Raw genomic sequence first — 18,043 nt, forward strand, 5'->3', positions numbered from 1 at the left:
ATTTGCCATGTGACACCTCTGAAAAACCTGACAAATGGCATGACAATTTCGAATTTTATATTGTTTATCAATCAGTAAACTACGCTTGTTTTTTAGTAAGGAAGTTGAACATGGACAACAAGAACACCCTTAAACGACTTGCCATTGCGAGCGCCGTTTTATTATTTTTACCCGCAGTATTGTATTATCTAATGAATTTTAAAGATATAAGAAAAAACAAAAGTGCGGTTAAGTTGAACGAGATATATTTAATCTTGGCAATTACAGGCTTAGCATTTGTGACGCATATTGCAGTTGTTGTGGTTGGGCAAAATGTTGGTGTGGGTGGTTCGTTTTTAATGGTATCGGGATTCGTACAAGCAACCGTTATTGCCGCACTGATTTTGTTGTATAAAGCAGCAAGATATATGTACAAACAAGAATCAAATCGTTTACACGATAATCAGACAGGAACGGCATAGTGTGTTAATTTATGCTGCTTATTAAGCTATGAAGCATAGATGTGCAAGCAGACTTATTTTCAACCTTTGACCAAACAAATCCGTCAGATAGCGTCATCCACCAATGGATTCAACTACCTATGGACGATGCCGATGTGCTTTACTGCCCATCGTTTTTGTCGTTAGATAAAGCCAATTCTTTGTTTGAATACTTTGCAACGAATTTGCAGTGGCATCAACCTACTATCCGTCTCTATGGCAAAGAACACAAGATACCAAGACTGCAGGCTTGGTATGGCGACTGTGATAGTCAATATGCGTATTCGGGCATTGTTATGGCACCACTAGCTTGGGATCAGCACTTATTAACGTTAAAGCATGCCTGCGAAAAAGCATGCAATACTGTGTTCAATTCAGTATTAGCAAACATGTACCGGGATGGAAACGATAGTATGGGCTTTCATAGTGATAATGAACCTGAACTAGGATTCAACCCGTGTATTGCGTCACTTAGCTTAGGTCAAAAACGTCGTTTTGCATTTAAACATAATGTGACCAAACAAACGCATCGTGTAGAATTAGACCACGGGTCTTTACTTATGATGCGCGGTAGGACGCAAGCCAATTGGCAGCATGGAATTAATAAAAGTAAAACGCAAACGGGTAGACGCATCAACTTTACCTTCAGATTAGTTAAACATAATGGGAAAAAGGCATGAGTGAACGCGTACAGCATAGTATTGAAAGTAAGTTATCTGAGCAATTAACCCCAACGTTTTTAGATGTGACAAACGAAAGTCACATGCATAATGTACCGGCTAATTCAGAAACACACTTTAAAGTAACCGTGGTGAGTGATGCCTTTGAGGGTAAGCGCTTACTACAAAGGCATCGTATAATCAATAAGGCGCTTAGCGATGAATTAGCAGGCCCTGTTCATGCGCTTGCACTACATACCTATACTCAACAAGAGTTTATCGATAAGCATGGCGTTTCGCCCGATTCGCCTAATTGTCTGGGCGGCTCGAAAGCTTAATCTTGGACTGTTAACAATCTATTAAAAGAAATATCAATCTGCATCTGTTACACTCGCGCCACTTTTGCTTAATCGTTCGTTAGTTAGTGGGTGTGTCATGTTTAATAATTTTAATGGTACGCAGGGGAATGTTAAGAATGACATTCTTTCTGGCATTACTGTTGCCTTAGCTTTAGTACCTGAAGCTGTTGCCTTTGCTTTTGTTGCCGGTGTTGAGCCCATGGTGGGTCTTTATGCTGCCTTCATGATGGGCTTGATAACCTCTGCAATTGGTGGAAGACCTGGTATGATATCGGGTGCTACCGGTGCAATGGCTGTTGTAATGGTCGCCTTGGTCATGAATCATGGGGTGCAGTATTTATTTGCCGCAGTGGTGCTAGCCGGAGTCATCCAAGTATTATTTGGGCTATTTAAGCTCGGTAAGTTTATCAGACTGGTCCCTTATCCGGTGATGCTTGGCTTTGTCAATGGTCTAGCGATTGTTATTTTCCTTGCGCAACTTGGCCAGTTTGAAGTACTAAACGCGGCGGGCGAATGGGAATGGATGAGCGGTACCGCTTTGTATATCATGGTCGGCTTAATTGTATTGACCATGGCAATTATTTATCTATTACCTAAATTAACCACGGCAGTACCAGCATCTTTGGTTGCTATTGTAACTGTCACTCTAATTGTGACCTTTGTTGATTTGGACGCTCGCACCGTTATCGATTACGTGCGCGATATGTTGCCAGCAGAGCAACGTGCAAGCGCATCTTTAGCAGGAGAATTACCTAGTTTTGCTATTCCAAGCGTCCCGTTTAGTTTTGAAACACTCTACATTGTATTGCCCACCAGTATCATTTTAGCCCTTGTTGGACTAATTGAATCCTTATTAACGTTAACCTTGATTGACGAAATGACAGATACGCGCGGTAAAGGCAACAAAGAATGTGTTGGTCAGGGCGTGGCAAATACCGTCAATGGATTTTTTGGTGGTATGGGTGGCTGTGCGATGATAGGTCAAAGTATGATCAACATAAACTCTGGTGGCCGAGGACGACTATCAGGTATCACCGCAGCGCTTGTATTGCTTGGCTTTATATTGTTTGCTGCTCCTTTGATTGAAATGATTCCATTGGCGGCATTGGTGGGGGTTATGTTTGTTGTTGTTATTGGTACATTTGAATGGGCGTCATTTAGAATTGTTCGAGGCGTAAACAAAGAAGATGCTTTTGTATTATTTTTAGTAACTGGAATAACTGTAATAGCAGATTTAGCGGTAGCGGTTATTGTAGGTGTGATTGTATCGGCATTAGTGTTTGCCTTGAAACATGCAACGCATATTATGGCTCGCTCTCACACGGACGATGATAATTGGAAAGTTTACGAGTTAGAAGGTCCATTGTTTTTCGGGTCAGTGAGCCACTTTAAAGACATATTTGATGTAAAGAATGACCCGCAGGATGTTGTGATTGATTTCAATGAATCGCGCATTTGGGATTCTTCAGGTATAGAAGCGCTTGATACGCTAGCTGATAAATATATGCAGCTTGGCAAAACACTTCATATTCGACATATCAGCCCTGAGTGCAGAATATTGCTTCGCAAGGCAAATAAGTATGTTGAAATTAACGTTAATGAAGATCCAAGATATAAAGTCGCTACTGATGAGTTAGCGTAAGCATCATTGTTATGTGATGTTGGGGATCAAAAAAGGCGTGATTGAAATCACGCCTTTTTTGTTTTGCTTAACATTACTTTATTTTTGTGCGCTTAACCAAACAATTAAATCAACCATTTGTTGTGCACTCATGTCGCGAGTAAATGTTGCTTGATATTTACCGTTAACAATAAAATTAGGTACACCTGAAACATGCTGACGAAACTCTTCGATAGTGCGGTTGTTGCGTTTTACTAAGCTATTGGTACTAAAGCTCCCCGCTAGTTTATCAAACTCTTGTGCATCTACACCGTTAACAATAAACAAGCTGCGCAAGTCCTCAAGGTTGGCAACAGTTGCACGCTGTTTATGAATATAATTGAAAATCGCTGCGTTAAGCACATCTTCACGCTTAAGTGCACGAGCAATCATCATTGCTTTGGTTGCCGCATCTTGGGTTTGAGGCCCAGCAAAACGCATGAAATTAACATGTACTTTATTGAACTTGACGTCTTCAGGCAGCGCTTTTTTCATTTGTGCAACTAAGGGCTCGAAGTTATAACAAGCTGGACACCAGAATGAAAAGAACTCTTTAACTTCAGGCTTTTCAGAAGCTTGTTCGGCAATCACTTTGTAATGCGTACCTTCTTGCCATAATTCAACTTGTGAGCATGCTTGAAAACTTAGTGATGCAGCAAAAAATAAAATGCCAGCGGCTAACAACTTTTTCATTGGTAATCCTATGTGTAAATGTTTGTTCGTTTTATTATCGACTCTAAACAGCTCAGACTGCAATAAATCGAAATAGTTTAGTTAATTTAGCGTGTGCGACCGCAAAAATATGCGCAAAAGGATAGCACAGGCGACTTTTGGTTCAAGTCTTGTGTGCTACTTGTCACTAAAAAGTATAGCGTAAACTTGCTATTGCGCGACTAGACTCGCCACTAAAACCAATGACATCCTCATACTGTTTATTCAAAATATTACTTAAACGAACATTGATACTAAGGTTGCGATTGTACTGATATTGGTAATTTGCGCTAAATAGCCAGTAAGCGCTTAATGCAATAATATCGGTGTTAAACGTGTTGGGATTAAAAAAGCCATCTAAGCGCGTGCCAGTATAATCAGCTTGAACATATACTTGTTGCTTTGCTGAAAGCTCGTACGCTGCATTTATTGATCCTGTATGTTGGGCGCGTCTTAATTCGCTGGCTTGGTTTTCACTTGCATCTAAATAGCTGTAATGTGCTTGCCAATTTATATTGGCATACTCACCTGAGAGTGACAGCTCAATACCTTGACGTTGGCTATCAAAAGTGGCGTTTTGTGCCGTTGATAGGCCAAGTTCAGGCACAAAAACAAAGCCTAGTATTTCTTGCTCAAGGGAGGCATCAAACCAATTGATATCCACATCGGTATCAAAGATACGGAACGTAACACCAAACTCTAGTGTTTCTTGCTGTTCAGGTGAAAGGTCCGGGTTGCCCAAAAAGCTATCGGGGAAAAAGCCAAAACGCTCAGTAAAGCTTGGATTTTTAACTGCACGACCTTGGCTAATAAAAAAACGATAATCGCTATAAATCAAATAGCTTAAACCCAATCTATAGCTTGTTGCATCATCAAAATCGTCACTATTGTCGTAGCGTAAACTGCCACTTAGGTTGATAGAGTCGCTCAGCGCGTACTGACCACTAGATACCAAAGAGTATGTTCGACTGTTTTGATCTTGATTGGGGTCGCCAAAACCAACAATACCGCGCTGAACAAAGTCCTCTTCGATACCTTCAAACCCAGCGTTTATCCATGTGTTTGGTGCTAAATCAAAACGGTTGTTCCATAATACTCGATATTTACTACCTGTTGTTGAGCTACTGAATAAGCTGTCATTGCTATTTGTATTATCGTTTTGTGCATACTGAAACGATAAAAGTTGAGAATATATCCCTGTTTTATTGCCATTTTCAGTGGCGGCATATCGCCAATTAAATGCTGCTGCTATTTGCTCTCCATCGGTAATATTATTGCTATCTATAGTGAGTCCCGATACAAAATCATATGCATCAAAATCATTACTAAAATCAACATACCGAATCGACCCATCAAATTGATTATAGGGATCTATTTGATATAACAACGACGACTGAAGTGATGTATTTGTATATGCGTCGCTCTCGTCGCCACTACGGCTTATGTTTTCGCCCTGAGTATCGTAATGGCTCACTCCAAAACTGTATCGAAGTTTGTCATATTGTTGGGTGTGGCTGGCACTTGCATTTATGGTAGAGCGATCGCCTAAGCCTAGGTTTAATCGCGTTAAGGATGGCGCTTGTGAGCTAGAAATTGTGGTGATGCTAATAATACCTGAAACCGCACTTGAGCCCCAAATAGCGCTTTGAGGTCCACGCAAAATTTCAATCCTTTCAACGTTACTAAGTAAAATATGCGCGAAATTGACTAAGCTTCCTTGTCCAATATCATTCACTTCGACTCCGTCAATCAGTACCAATACATGATTTGACTCAGCGCCTCTAAAACGAAGTTCACTTAGACTACCAGAAGGGCCGCTTTGGCTGATATTCACGCCTGGAACAGTTCGTAAAAGCTCGGTAATGTTTACCGCGCCCGAGCTATCTATTTGCTGCTTGGTAATAACAGTAGAAGAGCCCGCCACTAATGGTGATGGGATTGGGTTACGAGAGCCTGTAATACTGATTGTTTCAGTTTCAGTATTTGTCGCTATGGCATTGGGTATATAGGCGTGCACGACAATAGATGCCGCTAATAAAGTAAATTGCGTTTTCATTAAAAATCCTTTTTATTTGCTCCACCCGAGCAAAAAGATAATACAGAGAATATCGACGATTTAGATTATCGATATCAAATTAGTAAGGCCGGTATCCGGGCTCACAAGATACTTTGTTAATCCTTCCCATGAAAAATCACAGTGGATGACCTAGCGAATGTGTCGTGACACAAAACTGCTATGAAAACAAAGCTTAAAAGGCTAACTTTTACTTGCTTACCGTTGCGGGGGCAGCGCAGGTTTCACACCTGCTTCCCGTTTAACTCTATAAAAAATAATCTTTATAAAGCACCTTTCACATCAAGCACTATAGTCGAAACCAGCAAGCTTGCAAAGACTAAGTACTTATTAAATATAATTATTTTGCCAAACTGAGTGCTTTAATATGGCATTGTGCTTATTGCAGGTTGTTGTAGGGCAGAAAGCTGTTCTTTTAGTGCAAGAATTTGATTTTCCCAATATTTATCTTCAGCAAACCAGGGAATGCTCGTGGAAAAGCTGGGTCTTGCCATCTGTTTGATAACCACGCCATATAGTGCACCATGCGCATTGCTCTTAACGGCTCTATGAGTTGAAACTCTCGGGTATCAAATTCATTAAATTCTTCATATGCTTCAATCAAGGTATCTAATTGGATGCGTTGTTGCATGTCATCTCCAGATAACATCATCCATAAATCTTGAATAGCAGGGCCAGACCTAGAGTCATCTAAGTCTACAAAAGTCGGGCCATCGCGCCATAGGATATTACCTGGGTGACAGTCACCATGCAGGCGTATAATACGAGGGCTAAATGATGCACTCGTATATTGTGTTTGTGCCAAAGAGGCAACTTGCTCAATCACTGTAAAAAACGGGGTATGTAAGTGAGCTGGTACTAGTTGACTAGAAGCTAGCGTAACAAGCGGTTGCTGCAAGTATGTTTGAACATCTACCTTAGGCCGATGAATAAAGGCTCGCTTGGCACAAGTTGCATGAATACGGGCGATAATACGGCCCATCCATTCAAGTTGATCTAAGTTATCAACTTCAAACTGTCTGCCACCAACTGAAGGAAATATGGCAAACCGATATCCTTGATATTCATGCAAACTCTCATTATCAAACTTCAATGGGGCGACAATGGGCATTTCCATTTCTAGTAGTTCAAACGAAAAATCATGCTCTTCTTGTATTTGTTGATTGGTCCATCGATTAGGCCGATAGAATTTGGCCACCAGCCGACCATGAGACTCAGTCGTGAATTGGTAAACCCGATTTTCATAGCTATTTAATGCCAACAATCCAGATGCTACCTGAATATCAAGGCTCTCAATGGCGTCTAAAATTAGCGCTGGTGTAAGCTGCGCAAAGCTAAAATCAGACACCTTGGTATATAAATGTAGTAGGTTCTTCAACAACAATCTCGTCACCATTTATAGTGGTGGTGACTTTGAAGAATATTTCTCTTGTCCCCGCTTCTAAGCTAACAGGGTCAACGGCAACACTCACAGGTAACGTGTACACAGTGCCTCCTTGTACTTCTACAACAGTTTCCCCAAAGAAAGTAACATCATCTAGCCCTAAAACACTTATATTGTAGGTTTGGGTTTGTTGGCTTTTATTGAGTAGTTTTAGGGTATAAACGTTTTCTATTAGGCCGGTAGAGGTCTCACGATCAAGTGAGTTTCGATCGCGTATGATATCGACCGTAAGGGGTATGCGAGAGACAATATCCCACGCTAATAAGCTGGTCATTACTACAAGCACAACAGCATAACCTAAGAGTTTAGAACGGAAGATTTTTGTTTTACCACCAGATAAGGTGTGTTCGGATGTAAAGCTGATTAGGTTTTTGGGATAATTCATTTTGCTCATAACATCATTACAAGCATCAACACACGCACCGCAGTTGATACATTCATACTGCAAACCATTTCTAATATCGATACCCGTAGGGCACACTTGAACACATAGATTACAATCAACACAATCACCAAGACCTTTTTCTCCAAGTTCTTGATGTGGAATTTTGCGTGAACGCGGGCCTCTCGATTCTCCGCGCTTGGCATCGTACGCTACGGTGAAGGTGTCTTTGTCAAACATAGCAGATTGGAAACGAGCATATGGACACATATGAGTACACATAACCTCACGCATGTAGCCTGCATTACCGTATGTACAAACGGTAAAAAAGATCACCCAAAACGCGACCCAAAAACCCGTATTAAAGGTGAAAAAATCAATAAATAATTCATCAATAGGCACAAAATACCCAACGAAGGTTAGTGAGGTTAGTAATGCACATGCAACCTAAGGCAAAGTGTTTAGCGGCTTTGCGCAAAAATTTGTCGGCATCCATTGGTCGTTGGTCTAATTTGATGCGTTTGTTTCGGGCGCCTTCAATCTTTGTTTCAAACCAAATGAATATATATGTCCAAGTCGTTTGTGGACACATAAAGCCGCACCATACCCGTCCAGCAAAGGTGGTGACGAAAAATAAAGCAAAGGCTGATACGATTAAACCATAAGCCAAAATTGTGAGATCTTGTGGCCATAAAGTCATACTAAAAATAGTAAAACGTTGTTCGGCCAAATCAAATAAAATCGCTTGAGAGCCGTTGTAGCTTATCCAAGGCGCTATCGCGAACAAGCCTAAAAAAATAAAGCCAAATAAACGGCGTATATTTTCAAACATCCCTTTAACGGAACGCACGTATATTCGGTTACGAGCAGAATACGTAGGTTTGGTAATATGCACATTTTTATTTTGTATCTCTACCGGTGTGACATCTTTAACACGTATTCTTTCGCTCATATAAAACCACTCAAACCTTGTCTTTTATTGTGACCTTATGGTTAAACCATATTTAAAGGACTTTTACTAGGTGATGATACCAAAATCTAACTTGAAAATATTATCTAAGATCAATAAATTGCTAGTAAAGGCTTTAAATGGTTTACAATTTAATCAAAGTGCCGATATAACTTACATAGCAAAATATGTTAGCATTTATGGCACGAAAGAAATGTAGATTGTTTACGTCGAACATTTTACCACGACACATACTTTACCATGACGAAATAGGCGTTTATTTTTGACATGAAAAAAATAATCATCTTGGTGTTACAAGTTGCAGTAATTCTATTTATTGCGCAGACCCAAGTAGCAAGAGATTTTTTTGGCGATGCCCTAAGCGGTGTTAGTTCCGTTTTTAGCGGCGCTGCGGATGTGCCTGAGCGCCGAAAAATAATGAAGCTAAGAGATGCCTTCATGCGAAACAACATGTCCTTGAGACCTCATCAGGTGGATTACGTGCTTGATGTGACTGACAACAGCAAAAAAATCAAAGAGTTTTATATCCTTTATTGTAATCGTGGCGAAATAAATCCCTACATGTATGGCGCAAACTTAAAAAAGTTTTGTTCAGACATCCGTCAATCTGAACTTCTATAGCTTTTTCTGCTCTAATCTTTATCCGATGTTTGAAAATATGTTATTGTTCAATAAATGAGCAGTTTTTAGCCTGCTGTTGTGGCATCAGCGTGTTTGCTTTGCCTATTGGCCATCCAAAGAAGGAATATAAGATGAAATATTTAACACTATTATCCGGCGCGCTTACTATCGGTCTGTTGAGCACCAGCGTATTAGCAGATGAAAAACCGCCAATGGCCGAAGAAACACCTAAAAGAGTGAATATTGAATGGTTTGAACCAGATAATTACCGAGATATTCGACCTGGTAACCATATGGGGCGTAAAAAATTTCGTGAAAATGTCTTTAAGGAGCTAGATGAAAAAATGCAAGAGCTAGCGCAAGATTTACCTGAAGGACAAACTTTAAACATGAAGGTTACGGATGTTGATTTAGCGGGAAGTACTAATTTTAATATCCAGCAAATAAGAATCGTAAGACAAATCGATATTCCTCGTATGGAGTTTGAATTTGAGCTAGTCGATGAGCAAAACCAGATTATTTTTGCCGAGAGTGCAAATATCAAAGATATGAGCTTTTTAGATAACCTTTCTCTGTCAAGGCGCGACCAGCCATATGCATACGAAAAAAGAATGTTAGCTGAGTGGTTCAAAGATGAAATCATCAATCGTAGTCCCCAGCTTACGCAAAATTAAGTTCTTTAAAAAGTAAATAAAGACTAGACCGTCAAATTTTTGTCACATAAGATTAATAAACAACCTGTACCCTAGTGCAGGTTTTTTTACTCAACTACAATGTGGACAAATTATGAAGCACGTAAAGCTATGTTCTTTATTGCTTGCAGGAAGCTTAGTCGCCCCCGCGAGTGCAGATGTACTTTTTTCTGAGTACATTGAAGGCTCTAGTAACAACAAAGCGCTAGAAATATTCAACACAAGTACAGATGCAATAGATATGGCAACTGTTCAAGTTCAAATATTTAGTAACGGCGCTCAAAGCCCTAGCTCAACCTACAATTTTACTGGTTCGATTGACAGTATGGGCACATTTGTTATGGCTAGCACCCAAGCAAGTGAAGCGCTAAAAGCAAAGGCCTCGGTGCTCAATGGTATTAATTTTAACGGTAATGACCGTGTTGTTTTGCTGTTAAATGGCCTAGTAGTTGATGTAATAGGCGATAATTCAAATCCTCCACCTACGCGATGGGGAACTACCAGTTTAGGTACACAAAATCTGACCTTGACGCGTCTTTCTTCGATTTCTGTAGGTGACACAGACGCTACTGATAGTTTTGATCCCAGCGAGCAGTGGACGGCTTCTGCAATTGATACATTTTCAGGTTTAGGTAATCACGTTTTTGATGGTGATACAACTGATCCTGTTGACCCTCAACCTACTGACGGTGAGTTAGTCAACGCATGTGTAAATTGCCCTGACTTATCTCCTGTAGCAGATCCTAGTGCATTTGATGGCAATACTTTTTACGCCCGAGCCAACACGGCGTTTGCTAATTTGTCAGCTAATCCAAGTGAGCAAGAACGAGCACAGTTCAAGGCCTTGTTGAGTGATTTAGCTGCAAGCAATCAAAAGCGTCTTACTTATTCTGAAGTATGGACAGCGCTTACCGCTACTGATGAAGATCCACAAAATTCTGATAATGTTAGGCTTATATACGCAGGACGTAATATCGCCAAATTTAGTAACGGAAGTGGTAATGCATCTCAAAACGATGATAACTGGAATCGCGAGCATAGTTGGCCTAGTAGCCTAGGGTTTGGCGGACGTTTTGAATTAGCATACACCGATATTCATCACCTTCGTCCTGCTGATATCTCGGTAAATCGTGAAAGAGGAAACAAAGATTTTGATAACGGTGGCAGTGTAATAGCAGATGCGCCTAACTCTTTCACTGATGCTGACTCTTTCGAGCCAAGAGATGAAGTGAAAGGTGATATTGCGCGCATGATGTTCTACATGGACACTCGCTACGAAGGCGCATCGGGCGAAGATACACCTGATTTAGTGTTGGTGAATAGACTAACCGATTCAGGGCAAGCGCGTTTAGGTTTTTTATGTCGATTAATTGAATGGCACAATGCTGACCCTGTAGATGCTGCAGGTGATTCAGTTAATGCTATTGAAGTAAACGAAATAGACCGACACGATGCAATTTATCAATACCAAGGTAACAGAAATCCTTATGTAGACAACCCTCAGTGGGTCGATGTAGTTTATCCAGCGGCCAGTTGTGATTCGGTTACCGAACCAACAGATCCGACTGACCCAACAGATCCAACAGATCCAACAGATCCAACGGATCCAACGGACCCAACACCCGGTTCTTCGCCTCTATTATTAAGCGTTGTATTTGATGGACCATTGACTGGTGGCACTCCAAAAGGCGTTGAGATTTTTGTTACTCAAGATATTGCTGATTTAAGTGTCTGTGGACTTGGCTCAGCCAATAATGGCGGCGGCACTGATGGCCAAGAATTTACTTTTCCATCTGTAGCGGCAAATGCAGGCGACTTTATTACGGTTGCTTCTGAATCTGCGCAGTTTACAAGTTTCTTTGGTTTTGCCCCCGACTATACCAGTGGTTCTATGGCTATTAATGGCGATGACGCTGTTGAACTTTTTTGTAACGGGCAAGTGGTCGATGTGTATGGTGTACCAAGCGTTAACGGTGACAATGAAGTTTGGGATTATACTGATAGTTACGCTCGTAGGTTAAATCAAACGCAAGCAAGTTCTACTTTTGCTGCAAACGATTGGTTCTTTGGTGGACGTGATCGTTTAGACCAAGCCGATGCCGGTGTCAGTGAATTAGGTTTGGGAGAGTTTGAATTTGCCCAAAAAGAGTTGTTTATTTCTGAGTATGTAGAAGGAAGTGGCAGCAATAAAGCAATTGAAATAGCGAACATTACTGGGCGTAGTATTGATTTAAGCGAGTATAGTGTTGTTGGTTATCAAAATGCGAATACTACTGTCGGGTATACGATTGGCTTAAGCGCAATTTTGGACAATGGTGAAGTATTTGTTATAGCCAATAGCAATGCTGAATCAGCTTTAACAACACTTGCCGACTTAACTGTTTCTAGCCTTAACTTTAACGGTAATGATTCGGTCGTGCTGTTAAAAGGCGATGTGGTCGTTGATTCGATAGGTAAAATCGCTGAGGACCCTAGTGGCGCCTATGGGGCGTTGATCCCGTGCGGACACAAAATAACACGCTTCGACGTAAATTAAGCGTAAGCGCTGGTGACACAAATCCTAATGATGCCTTTGATCCTGCTATTGAATGGGAAGGGTTTGGAATTAACAATTTTGATGATATTGGCTTATATGGTGAAGATGATCCAGTTGATCCAGTTGATCCTCCTGTCGCCCTTGGGCAGTGTTTTGATGAAGCTACTCTAATCAGTGCTGTGCAAGGTGAAGGTGATGAATCACCACTAATCGGACAAGATGTTGTGGTAGAGGCTATTGTTACGCTTGCAAAAGATTCTCTTGGTGGTTTCTTTATACAAGAACAAGAAGGTGATTATGATGCCAATGACAATACATCTGAAGGCTTATTTGTATTTTCTAACAATCAAAACTTTGAGTTAAGTGAAGGGGCTGTTGTTAGAGTATTAGGTACCGTAAGCGAATTTGGTGGCAAAACCCAAATTACAGCTAGTGAAGTATCACAATTGTGTGATGAGGGTTTCGTTAATCCAGTTAGCTTTACTTTACCGCTGGCGCCTGAGCAAAACCTTGAAGCAATAGAGAGTATGTTAGTCACTAATTCTTCTGAGTTAGTGGTAACAAATACCTTTGATTATGCCTTGGTTGGCGAAGTGACAGTATCAAGTCAGCGAGTATTTACGCCTACGCACATTCATCTGCCTTAGCTCTGACGAAGCGATTGCTTTGGCACAAGAAAATGCCCGTAACAAGCTGTTGCTAGATGATTTAGCTAATGGCTTTAATCAGCCGACTTCTAACTTTGGTAGTTTGTCATTCTTTAACCCATTGCGTACTGGTACGACACTCTTTACTAATGATTTTATTATGGATGAAGCATTTGGTGAGTATCGCCTACGTCCACTTGGTTTGCTCGATTATGCTTTAGCTGAAAGACCTGCCAGTCCACAACTAGATGGCAACATTAAAGTCGCAAGTTTTAATGTACTAAATCTTTTTAATGGAGATGGTTTTGGCGAAGGCTTCCCAACGTCTCGTGGCGCCGATAATTTAGCCGAATATGAGTTGCAGTTAGATAAAATTGTACAAGCGCTCATTGAACTTGATGCAAGCATTGTTGGGTTAATGGAGATTGAGAACGATGGCTTTGGGCCACAAAGTGCGATTGCACAGCTTGTTGATGCAATGAACATTGCGTATGGCGAGAATGTTTATAGCTTTGTTGACGCTGGACAGGCACAAGGTACTGACCAAATCACGGTCGGACTTATTTACCGAAATGATGTAGTCTCGGTGAATGGCGCACTAGAAGTACTAGATGCTAATAACTCAATTGCTGATGAACAAGGACCGCTGTTTGACACAAATCGTAATCGTCCATCTTTTGCACAATTGTTTGAAATTACCGAAACAGGTGATGAGTTAGTTGTTAATGTTAACCACTTTAAGTCTAAAGGTAGTCGCTGTGGTGCAGGTGATGATGACACTACGACCGGTCAAGCTAATTGTAATGGGACAAGAACAAGAGCCGCTCAAGCGCTTCACGTTTGGTTAAGTGAAACCTTCCCTGAAAAAGCGATCATGATTGTAGGGGACTTAAATGCATATGCGAAAGAAGATCCTATCGTCACATTGGCTAACGCTGGCTATGTTGACTTGGCGCGCGAATTAAACGGTCCTCAAGCTTATAGTTACACATTTAGAGGCGAATTTGGCTCATTGGATTACGCATTAGCAAATGCAAAAGCCCGCGAGCTAGTGCAAGGTGTTGCAGAATGGCATATCAATGCTGATGAGATTCGTGTGTTTGATTACAATGATCAAATAGATGCAAACTTTAGTCGCCAATTTATTGATAAGCCTGCAGACTTTATTGATGTCACGGAATATCGTTCATCAGATCATGATCCTGTGATTGTAGGCTTGTTGTTTGAAGCTCCCGATCCAGGTCTGTTAGGAGATATAAATGGCAATGGACGGTTAGATTTCTTTGATTATTTCTATATTTTGATCACACGTGGTGCGACTGAAGGTAGTCGTTTCTATCGCGCTGCTGCTGATATGGATGGTAATGGTATCATTAATAGAAGAGACTTAAGACTTTGGGTTAGAGCATATGTACGCGCTCGCTTCTTTTAAGTTAAGTCAGTTATCATAAATGAAAAAGGCCAAGCAAATGCTTGGCCTTTTTGTATGTGCGGATTCACTAAAACGCGATTTATCGTTAATTAAACGACATCATATTGATTTGGTTGGTTCCACTTTCTTTTGAGATATAAACGGCTTTGTCTGCCAAATCAGTTAAGCTTTCATAATTCAGCTCATCGGCGCTATCAAGCTCTTTTACTGTGACAATACCGATAGAGGTATTAATGCTTATTTTCGATTTTTGAATGCTATGTTTTTTATTTAACAATCCAAGAATTCGTTGGGCTAAATGTTGTGCATCTTCTGCACTTGTTTTAGGTAACAACAAGCCAAACTCGTCACCGCCCAAGCGGCCTAAAGTATCAGTGTCGCGTATACATTCCATGACTAAATCGACAAAACACTGCAAGTATTCATCACCAAAATTATGTCCATATTCATCATTGATTAATTTAAAGTTGTCTAAATCAAAATACATAAAAGCAAGGTTTTCTTTAACTCGCTTTATTCTGGCAATTGACTGTTTTACCCTGTCAGTAAATAGATGACGATTAGTTGCCCCAGTAAGCGCATCATAGTGAGCAAGTTTCTTTAGTCTTGAGTCTTTTCTAAATTCACGCATCAAGGTAAGCAGCAAATATTCTAAAATTTGAGGCGTAACAGCGCTGATAGGAAACGCATCAATCGTTATATTTGAAAACCCTATGGTGTCAAAGCTATTAAAGGTATCGCTTAACACTAGAATAGGACAAGGTACATCTTTTGCCGAATAGAAACGCGAAATAGAGCGTCGAAAAGGCAGAAACTGCTCTTGTGACACAATAACAAGAGTGGATTGAAAATTAACATCATTGACATCAATGTCAGTACCCTTGTTTAAGCAAGTAACCGCTGTTACTTTGCTAGACATGTTTAAGGCCGAGTTAATCCAATCGAGCGATTTTTCGTCTTCGTGTATTAAATATATCTTCATTACAAATTACGACCTCTTCACGTTTGCACTTAACAAAGAGTGTTAGTTAGCATTTTATGCCACTATACTTATCACACCAGACAATCTGCCCTTTGTAAATATATATCGTGATGTGTGCGCTCATCGTCTTATTTCGAGTCTAGATTGCAATAAAAGTTCTTTGCGGTGTCGATTAGCCGTCATTGAGCATTAACTTCTTTACTTTACCGATAGTACTTGTTCTACTTTTAGAGACTTATATAAGGAAATAAAAATGGAAGCCAACTTACGCTTTATCAAAGTAGATTACGACAATACTCAACAAATAACTGATTTACTCTACTTACTGCAGGTTTATGCAACAGACCCTATGGGGGGTGGCGGTGCAATTGATTCAGCAACACTAGCAATGCTGCCAGATGCCCTTAAGCAAAGAACGTTTATGCATTCTTTTGTCGTATATAGTGATGACAAGGCGATTGCTTTTGCAAATTGTATCGAGAGTTTTTCAACCTTTGCTGCTAAAGGCGTACTTAATATCCATGACTTTGCCGTAATACCTGAAGCAAGAGGCCAACAAATTAGTCAGTTTCTAATATCGGGGATTCAAACCTTTGCTAAGGCAAATCGACTGCACTAAATTAACCCTAGAAGTACTTCAAGGTAATACATCCGCAATCCGAGCATACGAGAAAGCAGGGTTTAGTGGGTACCAACTAGATCCAGATTTAGGTGATGCTATGTTTTGGCAAAAAAGTATCTAGCTTTTTCAAATCGGCTTTGATGCTTTGCTTCTAGACAACACGCCGATAGACAATAAACATATAGATCATAAACCCTTAGATAGTGTTGGTCGCAAGGTAAGTCCCTTTTAACCTTTGTTGATTGTGAGTAAGAACATTGTACTGTTAGTCTACAAAACAATATCTTGCTTAAAGGGTGTTACCTTGAAAATTAGTCCATCTATATGTTGTTTATCGACTCGCGTGTTTGTTTGCTCATTGTTTTTAGTGTTGTCATTCAAGGGGCAAGCAGGCTGGGAAGTGTCTTGGATTGAACGCTTTGATGGCACATCAGTAAATTGGGAAAATTGGACTGCACAGACGCAAGCCAACTATAACAATGAAATCCAATGCTACACAGATGATGAAAGCTCTGAAAATCGTAACTATGAAGTATCACAAGGGACGCTAAAAATAACAGCTAGAAGACAAAGTATTAACTGCCCCGGTCAAGGCGGCGTTAATCGCCCTTGGACTTCTGGTCGCTTAAATAGCAAAGATAAAGCAGAGTTTTTGTATGGCAGAGTGGAAGCAAGGCTTCGCTTTCTTAACTTGGAAGGCGGAACGTGGCCTGCCTTTTGGATGCTTGAAAATCGTATCGCCGAGCAACCCATCAAAGGCGACAATGATAATGTCCCATGGCCTAATCCTAGCGCGGGTGAGATTGACGTATGGGAATGGTATGGCAACAATGGCGACCGTTACATAACCAATTTTTTTAATGTCGGGAATTGCGGCTCAGAGCAACGTGTCGCTTATCCTGGTGGCGCACCAGATGTCAGAGAGTTTCAGACTTACGCAATAGAGTGGGATGCGGATGTCATTCGATTTTATATGAATGATCAAATTGTTACCCAGCACGATTTGTCAAACTGCGCACAATACCAAGAGCCTATGTTTGTGCTATTGAATGTAGCGATAGGCGGTACGTTAGGAGGAGAAATTGATCCTAGCCTTAACAGCGCAACCTTAGAGGTTGATTATGTTGCCCACTGTATCCCAAGCGACAATAATCAGTGGACCAATTGTAATGAAAGTACTCCAATGATCATCGACGACGATGGTGATGGAGTAGGAAATAGTATCGACGAGTGTCCCACTACAAGAGAAGGTGCTTTGGTCAATGAAATAGGCTGTGAAATTTTTAGCGAACCACAAAGCGAGGCGCCAGAGCCTGTCGAAGAAAACCTAAGCGTTATTTCTTTATTTAGTGATAAATACACAAATATAGCGTCTATTGATTACAACCCTAACTGGGGTCAAGCTACACAGGTTACTACTATTGCTATTAATGGTAATAATACTCTTGTATATCAAAATCTAAATTATCAAGGCACAGATTGGGAGCAAAATAAACAAGACGTATCGGATTTAGCTTATTTACAACTTGATTATTGGACGCACAATGCAACAGACCTTCGTGTTTATTTAATCAGCCCTGGTCCTCAGGAAACGGCTTATACGGTTGATGTTGTCCAACAAGACTGGCAATCACTAAAGATCCCCTTATCAACTTTTAGCAACGTCGATTTGACCAACACGTTTCAACTAAAAGTAGAAGGCAGTGGGACGGTGTATTTAGATAATATTTTTTTAGCGCAAAAGATGAGCCAATACAAGCTGCCAATGTAAAA

The 18,043-nt window shown here is 40.6% G+C and carries 14 protein-coding genes, 2 pseudogenes and 1 riboswitch; of the genes and pseudogenes, 11 read left to right on the forward strand and 5 right to left on the reverse strand.

What is annotated here, in order from left to right; translation table 11 throughout:
- Positions 1 to 110 precede the first annotated feature (110 nt).
- From ACZ1G6_RS02630 to ACZ1G6_RS02645, 4 genes are all read left to right on the forward strand, one after another.
- A complete protein-coding gene (locus ACZ1G6_RS02630; protein WP_472617940.1) occupies positions 111 to 461 on the forward strand; it encodes a hypothetical protein in 351 nt (116 codons plus the stop codon).
- A 41-nt stretch (positions 462 to 502) separates the two neighbouring features.
- Positions 503 to 1,159, forward strand: a complete 657-nt coding sequence (locus ACZ1G6_RS02635; protein ID WP_472617941.1) for an alpha-ketoglutarate-dependent dioxygenase AlkB family protein — start codon at positions 503 to 505, stop codon at positions 1,157 to 1,159.
- Entirely contained in the window at positions 1,156 to 1,476 is a 321-nt protein-coding gene (locus ACZ1G6_RS02640; protein WP_472617942.1) for a BolA family protein, read from the forward strand. Before ACZ1G6_RS02635 ends, ACZ1G6_RS02640 begins: the two co-directional genes overlap by 4 nt.
- 97 nt (positions 1,477 to 1,573) lie before the next feature.
- The gene (locus tag ACZ1G6_RS02645) at positions 1,574 to 3,139 is read left to right on the forward strand and encodes a SulP family inorganic anion transporter (RefSeq protein ID WP_472617943.1); all 1,566 of its coding nucleotides are present in this window, start codon (positions 1,574 to 1,576) and stop codon (positions 3,137 to 3,139) included.
- Positions 3,140 to 3,217: 78 nt separating this feature from the next.
- Here ACZ1G6_RS02645 and ACZ1G6_RS02650 read toward each other — a convergent pair whose 3' ends face one another.
- The 4 genes and pseudogenes from ACZ1G6_RS02650 to ccoG all read right to left on the reverse strand — a co-directional run bounded on the left by ACZ1G6_RS02650 (position 3,218) and on the right by ccoG (position 8,720).
- Positions 3,218 to 3,850, reverse strand: coding sequence for a thiol:disulfide interchange protein DsbA/DsbL (locus ACZ1G6_RS02650; RefSeq protein ID WP_472617944.1), 633 nt, complete (start codon positions 3,848 to 3,850; stop codon positions 3,218 to 3,220).
- Positions 3,851 to 4,016: 166 nt separating this feature from the next.
- A complete protein-coding gene (locus tag ACZ1G6_RS02655) occupies positions 4,017 to 5,924 on the reverse strand; it encodes a TonB-dependent receptor plug domain-containing protein (protein WP_472617945.1) in 1,908 nt (635 codons plus the stop codon).
- A 69-nt stretch (positions 5,925 to 5,993) separates the two neighbouring features.
- Positions 5,994 to 6,235, reverse strand: a riboswitch (cobalamin riboswitch).
- A gap of 69 nt (positions 6,236 to 6,304) precedes the next feature.
- Positions 6,305 to 7,290 (reverse strand): annotated as a pseudogene (locus tag ACZ1G6_RS02660) (serine/threonine protein kinase).
- Positions 7,283 to 8,720 (reverse strand): annotated as a pseudogene (gene ccoG, locus ACZ1G6_RS02665) (cytochrome c oxidase accessory protein CcoG). Before ccoG ends, ACZ1G6_RS02660 begins: the two co-directional pseudogenes overlap by 8 nt.
- 285 nt (positions 8,721 to 9,005) lie before the next feature.
- Here ccoG and ACZ1G6_RS02670 point away from each other — a divergent pair.
- From ACZ1G6_RS02670 to ACZ1G6_RS02690, 5 genes are all read left to right on the forward strand, one after another.
- Positions 9,006 to 9,359: a hypothetical protein gene (locus ACZ1G6_RS02670; RefSeq protein ID WP_472617946.1), complete on the forward strand. Its 354-nt coding sequence runs from the start codon at positions 9,006 to 9,008 to the stop codon at positions 9,357 to 9,359.
- Positions 9,360 to 9,490: 131 nt separating this feature from the next.
- The gene (locus tag ACZ1G6_RS02675) at positions 9,491 to 10,033 is read left to right on the forward strand and encodes a DUF3016 domain-containing protein (protein WP_472617947.1); all 543 of its coding nucleotides are present in this window, start codon (positions 9,491 to 9,493) and stop codon (positions 10,031 to 10,033) included.
- Positions 10,034 to 10,145: 112 nt separating this feature from the next.
- Positions 10,146 to 12,587: an endonuclease gene (locus ACZ1G6_RS02680; RefSeq protein ID WP_472617948.1), complete on the forward strand. Its 2,442-nt coding sequence runs from the start codon at positions 10,146 to 10,148 to the stop codon at positions 12,585 to 12,587.
- On the forward strand, positions 12,551 to 13,234 hold the full coding sequence (locus ACZ1G6_RS02685) for a hypothetical protein (protein ID WP_472617949.1): 684 nt from the start codon (positions 12,551 to 12,553) through the stop codon (positions 13,232 to 13,234). The genes ACZ1G6_RS02680 and ACZ1G6_RS02685 overlap by 37 nt, the downstream gene beginning before the upstream one ends.
- Positions 13,224 to 14,666, forward strand: a complete 1,443-nt coding sequence (locus ACZ1G6_RS02690) for an ExeM/NucH family extracellular endonuclease (RefSeq protein ID WP_472618912.1) — start codon at positions 13,224 to 13,226, stop codon at positions 14,664 to 14,666. Before ACZ1G6_RS02685 ends, ACZ1G6_RS02690 begins: the two co-directional genes overlap by 11 nt.
- An 85-nt stretch (positions 14,667 to 14,751) precedes the next feature.
- Here ACZ1G6_RS02690 and ACZ1G6_RS02695 read toward each other — a convergent pair whose 3' ends face one another.
- The gene (locus ACZ1G6_RS02695) at positions 14,752 to 15,648 is read right to left on the reverse strand and encodes a GGDEF domain-containing protein (protein ID WP_472617950.1); all 897 of its coding nucleotides are present in this window, start codon (positions 15,646 to 15,648) and stop codon (positions 14,752 to 14,754) included.
- A gap of 253 nt (positions 15,649 to 15,901) precedes the next feature.
- On the opposite strand from ACZ1G6_RS02695, the gene ACZ1G6_RS02700 reads away from it, so the two are divergent.
- Entirely contained in the window at positions 15,902 to 16,267 is a 366-nt protein-coding gene (locus ACZ1G6_RS02700; RefSeq protein ID WP_472617951.1) for a GNAT family N-acetyltransferase, read from the forward strand.
- Between the two features lie 307 nt (positions 16,268 to 16,574).
- Positions 16,575 to 18,041 (forward strand): glycoside hydrolase family 16 protein, encoded by a 1,467-nt coding sequence (locus ACZ1G6_RS02705; RefSeq protein ID WP_472617952.1) that lies wholly within the window; start codon positions 16,575 to 16,577, stop codon positions 18,039 to 18,041.
- Positions 18,042 to 18,043: the final 2 nt, after the last annotated feature.

This window comes from Glaciecola sp. HA4-3 (genome assembly GCF_055693685.1).

Coding starts and splice junctions, on each gene's coding strand:
- ACZ1G6_RS02630 (WP_472617940.1), top strand. CDS start 111: ATGGACAACAAGAACACCCTTAAACGACTTGCCATTGCGAGCGCCGTT.
- ACZ1G6_RS02640 (WP_472617942.1), top strand. CDS start 1,156: ATGAGTGAACGCGTACAGCATAGTATTGAAAGTAAGTTATCTGAGCAA.
- ACZ1G6_RS02645 (WP_472617943.1), top strand. CDS start 1,574: ATGTTTAATAATTTTAATGGTACGCAGGGGAATGTTAAGAATGACATT.
- ACZ1G6_RS02650 (WP_472617944.1), bottom strand. CDS start 3,850: ATGAAAAAGTTGTTAGCCGCTGGCATTTTATTTTTTGCTGCATCACTA.
- ACZ1G6_RS02655 (WP_472617945.1), bottom strand. CDS start 5,924: ATGAAAACGCAATTTACTTTATTAGCGGCATCTATTGTCGTGCACGCC.
- ACZ1G6_RS02670 (WP_472617946.1), top strand. CDS start 9,006: ATGAAAAAAATAATCATCTTGGTGTTACAAGTTGCAGTAATTCTATTT.
- ACZ1G6_RS02675 (WP_472617947.1), top strand. CDS start 9,491: ATGAAATATTTAACACTATTATCCGGCGCGCTTACTATCGGTCTGTTG.
- ACZ1G6_RS02680 (WP_472617948.1), top strand. CDS start 10,146: ATGAAGCACGTAAAGCTATGTTCTTTATTGCTTGCAGGAAGCTTAGTC.
- ACZ1G6_RS02695 (WP_472617950.1), bottom strand. CDS start 15,648: ATGAAGATATATTTAATACACGAAGACGAAAAATCGCTCGATTGGATT.
- ACZ1G6_RS02700 (WP_472617951.1), top strand. CDS start 15,902: ATGGAAGCCAACTTACGCTTTATCAAAGTAGATTACGACAATACTCAA.